Genomic DNA, 14,060 nt, shown 5'->3' on the forward strand with positions numbered 1-14,060 from the left:
GTCGACCATGGTGTTGATGGTGTTCTTGAGTTCGAGGATCTCGCCGCGGGCGTCGACGGTGATCTTCTGGGAGAGGTCGCCCTGCGCGACCGCGGTGGCCACCTGGGCGACGTTGCGGACCTGCGCGGTGAGGTTGCCCGCCATGAAGTTCACCGAGTCCGTCAGGTCGCGCCAGGTGCCCTTGACGCCCTTCACGTCGGCCTGCCCGCCCAGGCGCCCCTCGGTGCCCACCTCCCGCGCGACGCGGGTGACCTCGTCGGCGAAGGCGGAGAGCTGGTCGACCATGGTGTTGATGGTGTTCTTGAGTTCGAGGATCTCGCCGCGGGCGTCGACGGTGATCTTCTGGGAGAGGTCGCCCTGCGCGACCGCGGTCGTCACCTGGGCGACGTTGCGGACCTGGGAGGTGAGGTTCCCGGCCATGAAATTGACCGAATCGGTGAGGTCGCGCCAGACCCCGCCGACCCCGGGCACCTGCGCCTGACCGCCGAGCCGCCCCTCGCTGCCGACCTCGCGGGCGACGCGGGTGACCTCGGCGGCGAACGAGGACAGCTGGTCGACCATCGTGTTGACGGTCTCCTTCAGCTGCAGGATCTCGCCGCGCGCGGGCACGTCGATCTTCTGGGACAGGTCGCCCTTGGCCACCGCCGTCGCCACCTGCGCGATGTCGCGGACCTGGGTGGTGAGGTTGCCCGCCATGGCGTTCACCGACTCGGTCAGGTCCGCCCAGGTGCCGGAGACCCCGGGCACCTCGGCCTGGCCGCCGAGCGTGCCTTCGGTGCCGACCTCGCGGGCGACCCGCGTCACCTCGGAGGTGAACAGGGACAGCTGGTCCACCATGCCGTTGAACACCGTGGCGATGTCGCCGAGCAGACCGGTGCCGTCGGACGGCAGGCGGGTGCCGAAGTCGCCGTCGCGTACCGCTGTCAGCCCGGCGAGCAGCTGCCGCAGCTCCTGCTCGCCGGGGCCCTGCACCTGGGCGTCCATCGTCGTGCCGGCCATGCCCACCCTCGTTCCGCTTCGCAGGATCCCCACCCCGGGGACCCGGAACCAGGCCGGCGCCGCGCACCCCCACCACCAGTGGCGACGCCGCGTTCGACGGCTCCGGCCGACGGGAAATCGATCGCAGACTAACTCAGTTGTCGTGCAGCAACAAAAGGCCGGCGTGAAGTCCGTGGCCCACCAAAAAACAGCGGAGACAAGTGGCATGGCAAGGCCGCACCGGGGAACCCGGCCGGATTTCACCGTCGGCCGACCCCGACCCCGTCCCCGCCGCGCCCGCCGCTCGCGGGATCCCGGTGGCCGCCGCCCGCGAAGTCCCGGCCGTCAGGCCGCGAGGGCCGCCGCGACGGTCGGGTGACAAGGGGTGACGGCGTCGAGGCCCACCAGCTGCACGGTGCGCAGTACCGGGCCGTGGGCGCCCGCCAGGCGCAGCCAGCCCCGCACGGCCCGGGTGGCGTGGTGGGCGGCGACGAGTGCGTTGACGCCGCTGGAATCCATGAAGGTGACCTCGCTGAGATCGACGACGACCCGGGGGCCGGTGGTGGGGTCGGCCGGGGGCAGCGCCCGCGTCAGCGCGCCCACACTCCGGTGGTCGATCTCGCCGCGGACGCCGAGCACGGCGATGCCGTCGACATCCGCGCGGACCACGGCCAACTCGCCGCGTCCCACTGCTTCCTGGTGGTCTGCCACGTCCGTCCTCCGCGCCCTCGGTACGGGTCGAGCCCCCTTCCTGCAGCCAACGTTGCCCAGGATCCCGGCGGTGATGCACCGGAAGTCCCGGACAACTTCCCGGAGCACGGGAATACCGCCGGCGGGGCCGGGTAGACGCGCGCCCATGAACGGGGTATCGCATGTCAGTGGCAGGGAGGAGCCTGTCCCGCCCGAGGAGTGTTCCCGGATGCCGGATGCCGCACCTGCCGAGGTCACCATCGCCCTGGACGGGGCGGACGGCTGTATCGCCGACGCGCGGCGCCGGACGTCGGAGTTCCTGACCAGGGCTCAGTCCGAGCACGGACTGCCGGTCACCTCCCGCACGATGGACGCGGCACAGCTGGTGGTCAGCGAACTGGTCACCAACGCGCTGAAGTACGCGCCGGGACCGGTGCTCCTGCACCTGCGTGTCGTCGAGGGCATGGTGGAGATCGAGGTCTGGGACACCGAACCGACGCTGCCGCTGGCACGGGCCGCCGACGCCGGACGGGTGGGCCAGCACGGACTGGAGATCGTGCTCGCGGTGGTGCAGGGCTTCGGGACACGTCGTGAGCCCGTCGGCAAGTGCGTCACCGCCAGGCTCGCGCTCTTCGACGACCCGCTGCTGGGTCTCGGGCGGCCGGCTGGTGACGGCGGCCGGACGGCAGGCCGGCACGAGCCGCCGGAGGCGGAGCGGTGAGGGACGCGCGGCGACCTGACGGCGGTCGTCACCCGCGGGGAATGAAACGCGGCGGCCGGGGCAGACGGGCCGCTGCATGATCCACGCGAACGGTTGGCAGGCAGGAGGCCCGCGATGCTCATGGCACACCCCGCCGTACTGACGGACTTGATGGAGCGGTACGAGACGCTGCGCATCCTTCACGCGGACGAGGGCGACGAGACCGTCCGCCGCCGGATGGCCGACATCGCCTACACGCTGTGCGTGGCGACCGGCACCAGTGACATCGACGCCGCCCTCGTCGTGGCCCGGTACCGCCTGCCCGGTGCCCGCGTCGAGGACGACTCCCTGCTCTCCGCCTGACCGCGGCGGCCCGGGAACCCGGTCCGGGCGGCGACTCGTGCAGATGCTGTGGAGGCCGAGGGGGCGCCGGGGCGGCGGGCGTGTCCGGCCACCGGCCGGGTACCGCGGGAGAGCAAGGTGGTACCCGTATGGACAGGCGATGTCGGAAAGCGAAGCCTCGTGACTGGTCTCAGTGGTGCCGGGGACGGCCGATCGGGCAGGCCACCGGACGACCTCACGGCACTGGCCGTGTCGATGGCCGACGCCGTCGAGGGCCTCACGACCCTGTGGTCGGTCGCCGCGCAGGGCGCGAGCGTGCGGCTGTCGCCGCACCAGCTGCGCGCCCTGCGGATCATGGCGGGGGAACCCGGGCTCAACCTCACCGCCGTGGCCGCGCGGATGGACATCGGGCTGCCCGCCGCCAGCCGGCTGTGCGACCGGCTGGAGGCGGCCGGTCTGCTGGAGCGGGAACTGCATCCGCGTAACCGGCGCGTGGTGCGGCTGCACGTGACGAGGCAGGGCCGGCAGGCGCTCGACGAGGTGGCGCACCGCAGGTCGAGGAGGCTGGCCGCCGCCCTCGGCGCCATGGAGCCGGCCGATGCCGAGGCCCTGGGGCGAGGGCTCCGGGGGTTTCTGACCGCCCTGGACGGCGGGCCGGGAGACGGGGACGGAACCGGCTGACGCACTCGGGGACGTGCCCGAGGCCGTTCCCGGGCCCGGCGCTCGGCAGCCGGGCGCCCGGGAACGCGCACGCCGTCCCACGTCACGGCGTCACGACTGCATCCGCCCCCGCCAGTCCAGGCACACGACCAGCGCGTCGTCGTCCGCCGCGACGGCATCGCCGCGATGACCCGACAGCTCGCGCAGAACGGCGCGCGGCACCTCGGCGGCGGGCAGCAGCCGGGTGGACTGGATGGCCCGCGCGAGCGCCCGCTCGCCGTACGTCTCGCCCTTCGGCGAGGGCACCGCGTGCACGCCGTCGCTGACGAAGATGAGCCGGTCCCCGGGCTCGACGGCGAAGTCCTGCGCCACGTAGTCCGTCTCCTCGAACATGCCCAGCGGCAGCTGGGCCTCGAAGGGCACCCGCTCGACAGCGCCGCCGCGCAGCCGCAGCAGCTGGGGGGAGCCGGCGTCCACCACGCTCGCCCGGCCCGTCGCCAGGTCGAGGTCCAGCATCAGGACGGACAGGTACCGGCGGCCCCGGTAGTGGGCGTAGACGGCCTGGTCGGCCAGGGCCGCCTGGTCCTCGATGGAGATTCCGGCGCGCCGCGCGTTGCGCAGGGCGCTGACGGCGAGGTTGGTCAGCAGGGCCGCCTCTATGCCCTCGCCCATGCCGTTCGTGACGTACAGCATCAGCCGGTCGGACGTGGCGGACCAGTCGAAGTTGTCGCCGAAGACGGCGTAGGCGGGCTCCAGCTGGCAGGCCAGGTCGTACTCCGGCCGGGAGCAGGAGCGGCCGGGCAGCAGGTGCCACTGCATCTCCGCGGCCAGGGTGAGCCGGTCCTTGCGCCGGGCCTGGAGGTACAGGTCCGTGTCGCGCTCGGCCACGACCACCTCGTGCGCCAGCGCGTCGGCGATCTCGGCGAGCTCCGAGACACAGTCGGAGGCCGCCTCGCTGCCGTTCAGCGTCACGGAGAGCACGCCGAGCCGGTCGCCGCGCACGCTCACCGGCAGATGGACCCGGGCCGGCCGGCCCCGGCCGTCCTCGCAGTACGGCGCCTGGGAGCCGAAGGCCCGGCCGGCCGGGCTGCCGTGCACCGGGACCGGCTCCAGGTTGTGCGGCGCCACCGACACCGGCTGAAGCACCGTCAGGCCGTAGTCGGCCATGAACAGCTCGGCGTCCGCCGCGTCGTATCGCTCGGTGAGCACGAGGCGGACGGCGTCCAGCAGTTCGTGGGGAGCCGCTGTGCGCAGGGCGCGTTCAGCGGTTTCGAATCTGTTCACGATGGGGGGTGCACCAATCTTTCTCCTGACAACGTGCGGGCCCGGCGGCGGCGCCGGGCTCCGTGCGGAGCCGCGTCTGTCGTCCCGAGGTGTCCGTGGCCGGTGGCGGCGGCTAGTACGCTGAGAGGCGCCCCAGTGCCTGCGAGAGTGTGACCGTGACTGCCTTCCGCCGCCGCCCCGAGCCCGAAGAGGTCGCACGCCTGACCACGCGGGCCGTCGAGCTGCTGGAGGTCGTCTGGGGGCGGGCATCGACCGCGCCCACCTCCGCCTCCCAGCTGCGCGTGCTGCACATCCTCGAACACCACGACGGCATCAACCTGCGCACCCTCGCCGAGTTCCTCGCCTCCACCCCGCCGTCGACGAGCCGGCTCTGTGACCGGCTGCAGGCCGCGGGGTTCGTCGAGCGCGTGGTGAGCCCGGAGGACCGGCGCGAGGTACGGCTCCATCTCAGCGCCCGGGGACGCGTCTTCCTCGCCGATCTGCGCGCCCGCCGGGAGGGCGAGTTGCAGAAGGTGCTGGCCGACATGCCCGCGGCCAAGCGTGTTGCGCTGCTGGAGGGCCTGGAGGCGTTCTGCGCCACCGCGGCCACGCAGATACACGACGAGGCTCCGGACTCCGGCAGCCGGACCGCCTGAAGAACCTTCACGGCACCGGTGCCACCACCGCTTCACGACGGTGGCGAGCGGTGCCCGGAGCGGTCTCCGTCCACCGGATCATTCCAGGTCCTTCCCCGTGTACGTCCGACGCGGCTACTCTGTTGCCTCATGGCTATTGTTGTCAAACGGCAACTGTTCTTCGGATCCTCCTCACTCCCTTCGTCGGTCTCTTGCCGGTGCGGTCCGCGGCGACCGTGCGGTACGCCCCGGACGCCGGGGACGCGCGAGTGATCGGAAGCGCGTCCCGGTACGCGACCCGGTCGCAGGGCGCTCGCGGCAGCCGCGTCTCCGCGGCGGCCGCGCCGGCCCTCGACGCGTCGCCGTCGCGTGGTCGGGTTCGCCCGCCGGTGAACCCGACAGTCATCCGTGTACCCGCAGAGAGGGACCGCATGACGATCGTCGCCCAGGCTGTGGCGACTCCCACGGGAAGCGACCCGGCCGTCCGGTCCGGCCCCACCGGTCCCCCGGGGGCCGACGACGTGAGGATGGCGCCATGCACCCGGCTCCCGACCTGAGCGTGCACATCGACCGCCGTGCGCAGGTCTTCGTGCTCACCGTGCGGGGCGAGGTCGACTACGACGACGCCGGTGACTTCGAGCGGGCCTGGGAGGCGGCCGACCGGGCGGCGATGCCCGTCACGGCGGTGGACCTGGCCGAGGTCACCTTCGCCGACAGCATGCTGCTCAACGCGCTCATCCGGGCCCGCCACCGCCACCGGGCCGACGGCAGGACCCTCGTACTGGTCGGCCCCCTGCGGCCCGCCGTCAGCCGGCTCCTGGAGATCAGCGGCACCACGGACCTGTTCACCGTCACGGACGTCCGTCCCGGCCCCGCCGGGACCGGCGGCGCCTGACCGGCGGCGTTTGCGGCGGCGTCTGACCGCACGCGCGAACCGGGGCAGCCTCCGGCTGGGACGGGGACCGGTGGTCGGCGGGCATGTCAGTGCCTGGATCTATGGTCGGAGCATGATTCCGACAGACCCCGTGACATCGGACCGGACCGGAACGGGCAGCCGATGACCCGCCACGGCCGGGGATTTGTCCGCCATATAGCGCTCGATTCACCTGTGGGCGTCGACCGCTACCCCTTCAGCCTGCCTGTCGTCACCCATCTCGCCGGCATGGACAGGCTTGATCTGGACCCCGCGGTGACCTTCCTGGTCGGCGACAACGGCTCGGGCAAGTCCACCTTGATCGAGGCGCTGGCCGCGGCCGTCGGGTTCAACGCCGAGGGAGGTTCCAGGTCCTTCCGGTTCGCCAGCCGGTCCACCGAGTCCGATCTGGGTGATCACCTGACGGTTTGCTGGAACCACAGGCCTCGCACGGGTTTCTTCCTGCGCGCCGAAAGTTTTTACAACGTGGCCACCGAGATCGAGCGGCTGGACGAGGACTCGGGGGAACTGCTGCGCTCCTACGGCGGCCGGTCCCTGCACGAACGCTCCCACGGCCAGTCGTTCCTGGACCTGGTCCACCACCGTTTCGGCCCGAACGGTCTCTACGTGCTGGACGAACCGGAGGCGGCTCTGTCGGTGCACGGATGCCTGGCGCTGATCGTCCGGATCCGGGAACTCCTCCGGCAAGGGTGCCAGTTCGTGATGGCTACCCATTCGCCGATCCTGCTGGCCATGCCGGGCGCACGGATCCTGCAGATCGAATCCGACGGCACCATCGAGCAGGTGGCATACGACCAGGCCGAGCCTGTCGCTCTGACCCGCGCGTTCGTCAATCACCCTGACCGCTTCCTGGACCGCATGTTCGCCGAGGAGGTATGAACCAGCCGGTCCGACGGCACTCTGGAAGCTCGGCAGACGCCTGCGTGCAGCAGGGCAGCAGCTCGGCCTGGACGTCGCGGGTCCGCAGGGGGAATCCGGCCTGCACCGTGCTGACCGGGTGCACGGCCCGGCGCGCCGGCCGTCGCCTGTGGTGGGCGTGGTACGGAAGCGAGCCCGGTAGGTCCCGGCGTGATCCCGAGGGATCTCACCGCGCAGCTCGGGCGGCGCCGACAGCAGTCCCCGTCGGTGACCGTCCCTGAAACAACTCGTCGATGCGCCGGTAGATCACCGCGTCCACACGTTGTTCCACGTGCCGGCGCCGCACCGCGCCACCGCCGCGCCCCGTGGCGAGCTGCGCAGCACCGACCCGCCCGAGTACGGTGCCCGCCGCGACGAGGCTCCGCTGGACCCGTACATCGAACGGCCGGCCCTCCGCGTCCTCGGCCGACCTGACCAGCGTGCGCTCCACCACGCACCCCGGAACCTGCGCGGCGGCCCTCGGGCCGTCCACCTCGGTCAGCGCTTCAGGATCCGCGTCTCGCGGGTTCGAGATCGAGGGGGTGGGCCGCCGCGCGAGTCGTCCGGTTGCCCCGGTCGTGCAGGGTGAAGTCGGCCCGGACCGCCACACCGGACTGCATCAGTTTCCGGTGGACCAGTGGGTCGCGGCCGGGGTGTGAGACCACGACGCTGACGTATTCCTCGGACAGCCCGGTCACCGCGTACTCGCCCCGCGGGTTCGTGGTGGTCCGCACCAGTTGCCGGCCGCTGGTGTCCATGACGGTGACGGCGGCCTGGCGGACGGGCTGCTGTTCGCCGTCGCGGACGATGCCCTCCAGCATCGGCAACAGCTCGCCGAAGTGATGGGGGTGGACCGGAAGCGCGGTGGGCACGGGCGCCTCCACGGAGGGGTCCTCCACCGGCGGTTCCGGAACGTCCTCCTGCTCGCCCTCGGCCACGCGTCGTGCGGCCACGCGGTGGTGCCGCCACGCGTCGAGGCCCAGCAGGGTTATGCCTGCCGCGATCCATGCACACAGCACGAGGACCGGCTTGAGCTCGCCCGCGCCGTCGAAGTACAGGCCCCCTCGCAGGCCGTCGACCGCGTTGCCCAGAGGCATGACGGCGTGCAGGACCTGGAAGAACCTCGGCAGCAGCTGGACGGGGACCAGGCCGCTGGAGGGAACGCTCAGCACGATGTACAGGCCCAGCCCCGCGAGCGGGAAGAAGTGCTTGACGAAAGGCGCCATGCCGAGGGAGAACGTGCCCACCGCCGTGGTGAGCAAGAAGGCGATCGCCAGGGCGGCGGGGGAGTCGGGCAAGTAGCCCAGCCCCACACCGACGAAGAAGCCCACAGCGCTGACGACCGCGGCGAAGCCCGCGACCGTCAGCAGTTTTCTGCGCCGGTTCAGGGCCACCGCCCGCAGCAGGGCCGTCGCGAGGATGTAGCCGGGCATGTTCCAGGCGATCGCGAAGTACACCAGGGTCGTGCCGAGCCCGTCCTTGTGCACGGGGGGAGCCACGTCCATGACCGTCAGCTTCTGGTGCTCGTGCGCCGCGAGCCGGGTGAAGCCCTTGGTCAGCGCCTGATCGAGGCTCACCCCGTTGGCCCCCGCCACGTACAGCACGGAACGCTTGCCCTGGGTGGCGAAGCCTGCCACGGCGTCCCGGTCCAGCACCGCCTTCCGGGCCTGCCGGGCGTCTGCCACGGCGGTGACGTCGAACCCCCCGGGATGCTGCGTCTGCAGAGCGGTGTCGACCTTGCGTTCCAGTGGGGCACCGGCGACCACGAGCTTCGCGTGGTCGGGCTGCGGCTGGTGAAATGCCATGGGGAAGCAGAACAGCAGGCCGAGGAAGAGCAGGGCCGGGACCGTCAGGGTCTCGGCCAGGACTTTGGCCAAGGAGACGCCGCGGGGACGTTCGATCCGGTGTTTCACAGAACCGCACCCCGGGCGCCACGGCGAGCCGTGTCACCGAGCTCGCGGACCAGGTGGCCGACCGGGTGCCCGGTGATCCGAGGGCCGCCTCTTCGGCGCCGGGGGGCCTGCACTTCTCGCGGTCCAACCAGTTTCACGGCGTCCCTCTCGGCTGTGCCGCGCCCGGCCGTCGCCATGGCGCCACTCGATTAATGTACCGATCGGCACATCTACGTCTGCTGGACCATACGCGTACCGATCGGTACAGTCAAAGGTGTGCCCCGCCCCGTGAATGCCGAAAAGCGCGCCGAACTGCAGAAGCAGGTGGTGCACCACCTCCAGCAGCACGGCGTCGCGCAGATGTCATTGGGTCCGCTCGCGGAGTCGATCGGCACCACCAAGCGCATGCTTCTGTACTACTTCGGCAGCCGCGAGAACCTGCTGGCCCAGGTGCTGGCCGCCAACCGGCCCGACGCCCACGCGATGTTCGACGACGTCGGCGACACCGAGGGACTGTGCAGCGCGGCCCATGCCCTGTGGGAAGCGATGACCGTCGGGGAGCAGTCCGGGCCGATCCGCATGCTGCTGCAACTGCTCAGCCTGGCCGCCACCGATCCCGAGCAGTACGGCAGCGTCGCGGCCGAGTCGGTCGAGGTCATGATCGGCCCGATCGCCGCGGCCTACGTCCGGCTGGGGCACTCGGCACCGCAGGCGCGGGCCGGGGCCACGCTGCTCGTCTCCGGCCTGCGAGGTCTGTGCCAGGACCGCCTGGTGACCCATGACGTCGCGCGCACCGACGCGGCCGCCCACCGGCTCATCAGGGACGCGGTCGCCGCGGCCGGCTGAGCCTGCGCCGCCCCCCGACCCGGCGCTGACCGCGGGGCTCCTCGCCCGTGCCACCCTGCACGCCGGCGGCCACCGGAGCGGCGAGCGCGGCTGTCTCTTCGCCTCGGCGGTGATCTCGGGCCTGCGCAGGCCCGGCGAGCTCGTGCAGGAGGAGATCTCCGCCCTCGTCCTGACTGCGCAACGGTTCGACAGCGCCGACGAATCCGTCGAGTTGGCGAACTGTCGCCCGTACGCGAGACCCGGGTCCTGTGCCACCGCGACGTGACCAGGATCTCGATGCGGCTTGCCGGCTCCGGTCCATACCCTGACCGCGGGAAGTCTGCGAGATCCTGACCGGCGACCTGTCGGACAACGCGGCGAGCGGTCGGCGCACGTCCACCCCCGGCGACGGCCGTCAGGCGGAGAACGGTCCGTTATAAGCTGACCGAACAGCCCTTGACCTGCACAAAGCGGGCAGGGAGCGAATTCCGGGAGTTCTGAATGCTTCGTACTCTGTTCAAGTCCAAGATCCACCGCGCCACCGTCACCCAGGCCGACCTGCACTACGTGGGATCCGTGACCATCGACGCCGACCTCCTCGACGCCGCCGACCTGCTGCCCGGCGAGCTGGTCCACATCGTCGACATCACCAACGGCGCCCGGCTGGAGACGTACGTCATCGAGGGCGAGCGGGGCTCCGGTGTCGTCGGGATCAACGGGGCGGCGGCTCATCTCGTGCACCCCGGCGACCTGGTGATCATCATCAGCTACGCTCAGGTCACCGACGCCGAGGCGCGTACGCTTCGGCCGCGGGTCGTGCACGTCGACCACGACAACCGGGTCGTGGCCCTCGGCGCCGACCCGTCCGAGCCGGTACCGGGCTCGGACCAGGAGCGCAGCCCGCAGGCCATGTCGGCCTGACCGGAGGACCAGGAGGGCGACATGAGCGACATCGAGATCCGCGACGACCGGCCGGCCGGCCGTCTTGAGGCGGTCGCCGGCGACGAAGTCGTCGGTCACATCGAGTACTTCGTCCTGGAGTCGCCCTCCCGGGCCCTCGTGCCCGTGCACACCATCGTGGAGCCGGAGCACGAGGGGAAGGGCATCGCGGGCTCCCTCGCCCGCGAGCTGTACGCGATCTCCGAGCGCGAGGAGACCCCGGTGGCCCCGCTCTGCCCGTACGTCGTCAGGTGGGCCGAGCGCCACCCCGACGTGGCGCCGGTCCCGGACCCCGAGCTGCTCCGCGCGGCCAAGGAGTGGCTGGTCGCCCACCCCGGCCGCTTCTGAACGGCGCGGCCCGGATGCTCGCCCTCCTGCACACCTCGCCGCTCCACGTCCCCGTCTTCGACGCCCTGCGCGACGCCCACCACCCGGGCCTGGGGCTACGCCACTCCGTGGCCCCGGATCTGCTGGCCAGGGCCCGCCGGGAGGGCCCCGAAGCGGTGGCCGGAGACGTCACCGCGGCCCTCCTCCGGGCGGCGGCGGACGACGGCGTACGGGCCGTGCTCTGCACCTGTTCCACGATCGGCGAGGTGGCGGAGCGGGCCGCCGGCGAGGTCGGCGTACCGGTCGTCCGCGGCGACCGCCCGATGGCCGCCGCGGCGGTGGCGGCCGGACCCCGTATCGTCGTCCTGGCGACGGTCGAGAGCACCCTGCCGCCGACCCTGGCCATGCTCGACGACGAGGCGCGACGCGCGGACCGCCCGATCCGCGCCCGCGCCCGGGTCGTACCGGGCGCCTGGACCCGCTTCGAGGCCGGTGACATCGAGGGCTGCGCCCGCCTGGTGGCAGCCGCGGCGGACGCCGTGACCGACGCCGACGTGATCGTCCTGGCCCAGGCCTCCATGACCTCGGCCGCGGAGTTCACGACCACGGCGGTCCCGATGCTGTCCAGCCCACGCCCGGGCCTGGCGGCGGCAGCGCGGGCGGTCCGGCCGACCGGGTGAGTGCGCGTGCCCCCTCCGGGTAGGTGGGGAGTAGACCCCGAAGGCTGTGTCGAGCCACTGGCCGGAGGACACCATGACGAACCCGCACCCCGACCCCGTACCCCCTGGCCCCTACCCCAGCCCGGTCCCCACCCCGGAACCGTCCCCGGCCCCCGAACCGGCCCCCGTCCCCGCACCCCCGGGCCCGGGACCGTCCCCCACGCCCACCCCGCCGGACCCCGCGCCGTCCCCGATCCCCCCGGGCCCCGAACCCGTACCCAGCCCCGAGCCGGGGCCGCCGCTCACGTGAGGGGCAAGAGTGCGGCCGATTGCGCCCCGCACCTCGTGCGGCGCGTGCAGCAGCACCGTGCCCGTCGGCTCGCTGCCGAGGGCGAACAGCCTGGAACCGAGCCGCTCGGAATCGAGCAGCCCGGCCACGTCCGCCGTGGTCGCCTCGGGGACCAGCTCCTCGCACAGGACGTGCAGCAGTCGAAGACGGGACGCGGCGCCATCGATCCCCCGAAGCCACGGCCCGGCAGGGCGCCCAGGCGGGCAGCGAGAATATGAACGTACGGAACGTGTGTGTGGGGAAAGAGCCGCATCGCACCGGATCTGCGGGGATGCGGGGCTCCGCGGGATGCGGGGCTCCGCGGGACGCGGGTGCGTACCGGCCGCACCCGCATCCCCGACGGCGGTCGCTACGCCGTGACCTCCGACCGGTCCCCGCCCCACAGCGTGTGGAACGACCCCTCGCGGTCCACCCGCCGGTACGTGTGGGCCCCGAAGAAGTCCCGCTGCCCCTGCGTGAGAGCCGCAGGCAACCGCTCAGCCCGCAGCGCGTCGTAGTACGCCAGCGCGGCCGAGAAGCCGGGCACGGCGACCCCTTCCCGCGTGGCCGCGATGATCACCTCACGCCAGTCGTCCTGTGCCTGCGCGATCTCCCGCGCGAACGTCTCGTCCGACAGCAGGCTCGGCAGATCCGCCCGCGCGTCGTACGCCGCCCGGATCCGGTCCAGGAACGCCGCCCGGATGATGCAGCCGCCCCGCCAGATCGAGGACACCGCGCCGAGGTCGATGTCCCAGTCGTACTCGTCGCTGCCCGCCTGGATCTCGTGGAAGCCCTGCGTGTAGGACACGATCTTCGACGCGTACAGCGCCTGCTCCACCCGGTCCGCGAACGCCGCCGCCTCCGCCTCGGACAGCGCCGTCGGCTTCGGACCGGCCAGGTCCCGGGACGCGGCCCGCAGATCGGCGTGACCGGACAGCGAGCGCGCGAAGACCGCCTCGGCGATCCCGGACACCGGCACACCCAGGTCCAGCGCGATCTGGACCGTCCAGCGGCCGGTGCCCTTCTGCTCCGCCTGGTCCACCACCACGTCCACGAACGGCTTGCCGGTCGCGGCGTCCACGTGCGCCAGCACCTCCGCCGTGATCTCGATCAGGTACGAGTCCAGCCGGCCCGTGTTCCAGGTGCGGAAGATGTCCGCGATCTGCGCGGGGGAGTACCCGGCGACATCCCGCAGCAGCTGGTACGCCTCGCCGATCAGCTGCATGTCGGCGTACTCGATGCCGTTGTGCACCATCTTCACGAAGTGCCCGGCGCCGTCCGGACCGATGTGCGTGACGCACGGCGCGCCGTCGGCCGCCTTCGCGGAGATCTTCTCCAGCATCGGGCCCAGCGAGTCGTACGACTCCTTCGGGCCGCCCGGCATGATGCTCGGCCCGTGCAGCGCGCCCTCCTCACCGCCGGACACGCCCATGCCCACGAAGTGGATGCCCTGCTCGCGCAGCGCCTTCTCGCGGCGCCGGGTGTCCGCGAAGTGCGCGTTGCCGCCGTCGATGATCATGTCGCCGGGCTCCAGGAGCGGAGCGAACTCCTCGATCACCGCGTCCGTCGGACCGCCCGCCTTGACCATGATGACCAGCCGGCGCGGCCGCTCCAGCGCCGCCACGAACTCCTTGGCGGTCTCGGCCGCGATGAAGTCGCCCTCGTCCCCGAAGTTCTCCACCAGCTCGTGTGTCTTGGACACCGTGCGGTTGTGCAACGCCACCGTGTAGCCGTTGCGCGCGAAGTTCCGGGCGAGGTTGCGGCCCATGACCGCGAGACCCGTGACGCCGATCTGCGCCGAAGTGCTCATACCGCCTGCTCCTCAAGAATCAAGTCGATCCCGTAGAACGTGCAAGGGATGCTGCCGCCGCTCATGCCCGCCAGTATTGCCCAAAAGCCATCCTGACCCGCCGTTCGACCGGCCGCACTTGCAGATACGGGCCACAGGGGCCCGACGGCTCAGTAACCTCGTGAAACAACCTCGTGAAACG

Annotated in this window: 17 protein-coding genes; 11 read left to right on the forward strand and 6 right to left on the reverse strand. The window is 72.0% G+C overall.

Going from position 1 to position 14,060, the window contains the following annotated elements:
* Both ACIQVL_RS20770 and ACIQVL_RS20775 read right to left on the reverse strand, forming a co-directional pair.
* Positions 1-999: HAMP domain-containing protein (locus ACIQVL_RS20770; RefSeq protein ID WP_403476032.1), on the reverse strand; the 999-nt coding region annotated here is incomplete at its 3' end.
* Between the two features lie 324 nt (positions 1,000-1,323).
* On the reverse strand, positions 1,324-1,689 hold the full coding sequence (locus ACIQVL_RS20775; RefSeq protein ID WP_403444677.1) for an STAS domain-containing protein: 366 nt from the start codon (positions 1,687-1,689) through the stop codon (positions 1,324-1,326).
* A gap of 145 nt (positions 1,690-1,834) precedes the next feature.
* Here ACIQVL_RS20775 and ACIQVL_RS20780 point away from each other — a divergent pair, with 145 nt between their 5' ends.
* The 3 genes from ACIQVL_RS20780 (at position 1,835) to ACIQVL_RS20790 (ending at position 3,391) form a co-directional block, all read left to right on the forward strand.
* Complete coding sequence (locus ACIQVL_RS20780; RefSeq protein ID WP_403444679.1) at positions 1,835-2,389, forward strand: ATP-binding protein; 555 nt, start codon at positions 1,835-1,837, stop codon at positions 2,387-2,389.
* Between the two features lie 114 nt (positions 2,390-2,503).
* Positions 2,504-2,731, forward strand: a complete 228-nt coding sequence (locus ACIQVL_RS20785) for a DUF5133 domain-containing protein (RefSeq protein ID WP_403444681.1) — start codon at positions 2,504-2,506, stop codon at positions 2,729-2,731.
* Positions 2,732-2,890: 159 nt separating this feature from the next.
* Positions 2,891-3,391, forward strand: a complete 501-nt coding sequence (locus ACIQVL_RS20790; RefSeq protein WP_403444684.1) for a MarR family winged helix-turn-helix transcriptional regulator — start codon at positions 2,891-2,893, stop codon at positions 3,389-3,391.
* A gap of 90 nt (positions 3,392-3,481) precedes the next feature.
* On the opposite strand, the gene ACIQVL_RS20795 is transcribed toward ACIQVL_RS20790, so the two are convergent.
* The gene (locus ACIQVL_RS20795) at positions 3,482-4,654 is read right to left on the reverse strand and encodes a PP2C family protein-serine/threonine phosphatase (protein ID WP_403444687.1); all 1,173 of its coding nucleotides are present in this window, start codon (positions 4,652-4,654) and stop codon (positions 3,482-3,484) included.
* Positions 4,655-4,854: 200 nt separating this feature from the next.
* Between ACIQVL_RS20795 and ACIQVL_RS20800 the strand changes: the two genes are divergently transcribed.
* The 3 genes from ACIQVL_RS20800 to ACIQVL_RS20810 all read left to right on the forward strand — a co-directional run bounded on the left by ACIQVL_RS20800 (position 4,855) and on the right by ACIQVL_RS20810 (position 7,081).
* A complete protein-coding gene (locus ACIQVL_RS20800; protein ID WP_403444742.1) occupies positions 4,855-5,289 on the forward strand; it encodes a MarR family transcriptional regulator in 435 nt (144 codons plus the stop codon).
* A gap of 514 nt (positions 5,290-5,803) precedes the next feature.
* Complete coding sequence (locus ACIQVL_RS20805) at positions 5,804-6,163, forward strand: STAS domain-containing protein (RefSeq protein ID WP_403444690.1); 360 nt, start codon at positions 5,804-5,806, stop codon at positions 6,161-6,163.
* Positions 6,164-6,376: 213 nt separating this feature from the next.
* A complete protein-coding gene (locus tag ACIQVL_RS20810; protein ID WP_403476033.1) occupies positions 6,377-7,081 on the forward strand; it encodes an AAA family ATPase in 705 nt (234 codons plus the stop codon).
* A gap of 205 nt (positions 7,082-7,286) precedes the next feature.
* Here the strand turns inward: ACIQVL_RS20810 and ACIQVL_RS20815 are convergent, their stop codons facing one another.
* Both ACIQVL_RS20815 and ACIQVL_RS20820 read right to left on the reverse strand, forming a co-directional pair.
* Positions 7,287-7,553 carry a hypothetical protein gene (locus ACIQVL_RS20815; RefSeq protein WP_403476034.1) on the reverse strand — a complete coding sequence of 89 codons (267 nt, stop codon included), beginning with the start codon at positions 7,551-7,553 and terminating at the stop codon, positions 7,287-7,289.
* A gap of 52 nt (positions 7,554-7,605) precedes the next feature.
* A complete protein-coding gene (locus ACIQVL_RS20820) occupies positions 7,606-8,976 on the reverse strand; it encodes a carboxypeptidase regulatory-like domain-containing protein (RefSeq protein ID WP_403476035.1) in 1,371 nt (456 codons plus the stop codon).
* Positions 8,977-9,279: 303 nt separating this feature from the next.
* Here ACIQVL_RS20820 and ACIQVL_RS20825 point away from each other — a divergent pair, with 303 nt between their 5' ends.
* The 5 genes from ACIQVL_RS20825 (at position 9,280) to ACIQVL_RS20845 (ending at position 11,762) form a co-directional block, all read left to right on the forward strand.
* The gene (locus ACIQVL_RS20825; RefSeq protein ID WP_403440185.1) at positions 9,280-9,837 is read left to right on the forward strand and encodes a TetR family transcriptional regulator; all 558 of its coding nucleotides are present in this window, start codon (positions 9,280-9,282) and stop codon (positions 9,835-9,837) included.
* Complete coding sequence (locus ACIQVL_RS20830; protein ID WP_403476036.1) at positions 9,770-10,102, forward strand: aldehyde dehydrogenase family protein; 333 nt, start codon at positions 9,770-9,772, stop codon at positions 10,100-10,102. Before ACIQVL_RS20825 ends, ACIQVL_RS20830 begins: the two co-directional genes overlap by 68 nt.
* Before the next feature lie 215 nt (positions 10,103-10,317).
* Entirely contained in the window at positions 10,318-10,737 is a 420-nt protein-coding gene (gene panD / locus ACIQVL_RS20835) for an aspartate 1-decarboxylase (protein WP_403440182.1), read from the forward strand.
* 21 nt (positions 10,738-10,758) lie between these two features.
* Entirely contained in the window at positions 10,759-11,103 is a 345-nt protein-coding gene (locus ACIQVL_RS20840; protein ID WP_403440180.1) for a GNAT family N-acetyltransferase, read from the forward strand.
* 14 nt (positions 11,104-11,117) lie between these two features.
* Positions 11,118-11,762 carry an aspartate/glutamate racemase family protein gene (locus ACIQVL_RS20845; RefSeq protein ID WP_403476037.1) on the forward strand — a complete coding sequence of 215 codons (645 nt, stop codon included), beginning with the start codon at positions 11,118-11,120 and terminating at the stop codon, positions 11,760-11,762.
* 677 nt (positions 11,763-12,439) lie between these two features.
* On the opposite strand, the gene gndA is transcribed toward ACIQVL_RS20845, so the two are convergent.
* Positions 12,440-13,879: an NADP-dependent phosphogluconate dehydrogenase gene (gndA, locus tag ACIQVL_RS20850; protein WP_403440170.1), complete on the reverse strand. Its 1,440-nt coding sequence runs from the start codon at positions 13,877-13,879 to the stop codon at positions 12,440-12,442.
* Positions 13,880-14,060 lie beyond the last annotated feature (181 nt).

Source organism: Streptomyces sp. NPDC090499 (assembly GCF_044769305.1).
GTDB lineage: Bacteria > Actinomycetota > Actinomycetes > Streptomycetales > Streptomycetaceae > Streptomyces.

Bases quoted from the DNA above. Each gene is read 5' to 3' on its own strand.
- ACIQVL_RS20845 (WP_403476037.1), top strand. From the start codon at position 11,118: ATGCTCGCCCTCCTGCACACCTCGCCGCTCCACGTCCCCGTCTTCGAC.
- panD (WP_403440182.1), top strand. From the start codon at position 10,318: ATGCTTCGTACTCTGTTCAAGTCCAAGATCCACCGCGCCACCGTCACC.
- ACIQVL_RS20785 (WP_403444681.1), top strand. From the start codon at position 2,504: ATGCTCATGGCACACCCCGCCGTACTGACGGACTTGATGGAGCGGTAC.
- ACIQVL_RS20780 (WP_403444679.1), top strand. From the start codon at position 1,835: ATGAACGGGGTATCGCATGTCAGTGGCAGGGAGGAGCCTGTCCCGCCC.
- ACIQVL_RS20840 (WP_403440180.1), top strand. From the start codon at position 10,759: ATGAGCGACATCGAGATCCGCGACGACCGGCCGGCCGGCCGTCTTGAG.
- gndA (WP_403440170.1), bottom strand. From the start codon at position 13,879: ATGAGCACTTCGGCGCAGATCGGCGTCACGGGTCTCGCGGTCATGGGC.
- ACIQVL_RS20805 (WP_403444690.1), top strand. From the start codon at position 5,804: ATGCACCCGGCTCCCGACCTGAGCGTGCACATCGACCGCCGTGCGCAG.
- ACIQVL_RS20830 (WP_403476036.1), top strand. From the start codon at position 9,770: ATGACGTCGCGCGCACCGACGCGGCCGCCCACCGGCTCATCAGGGACG.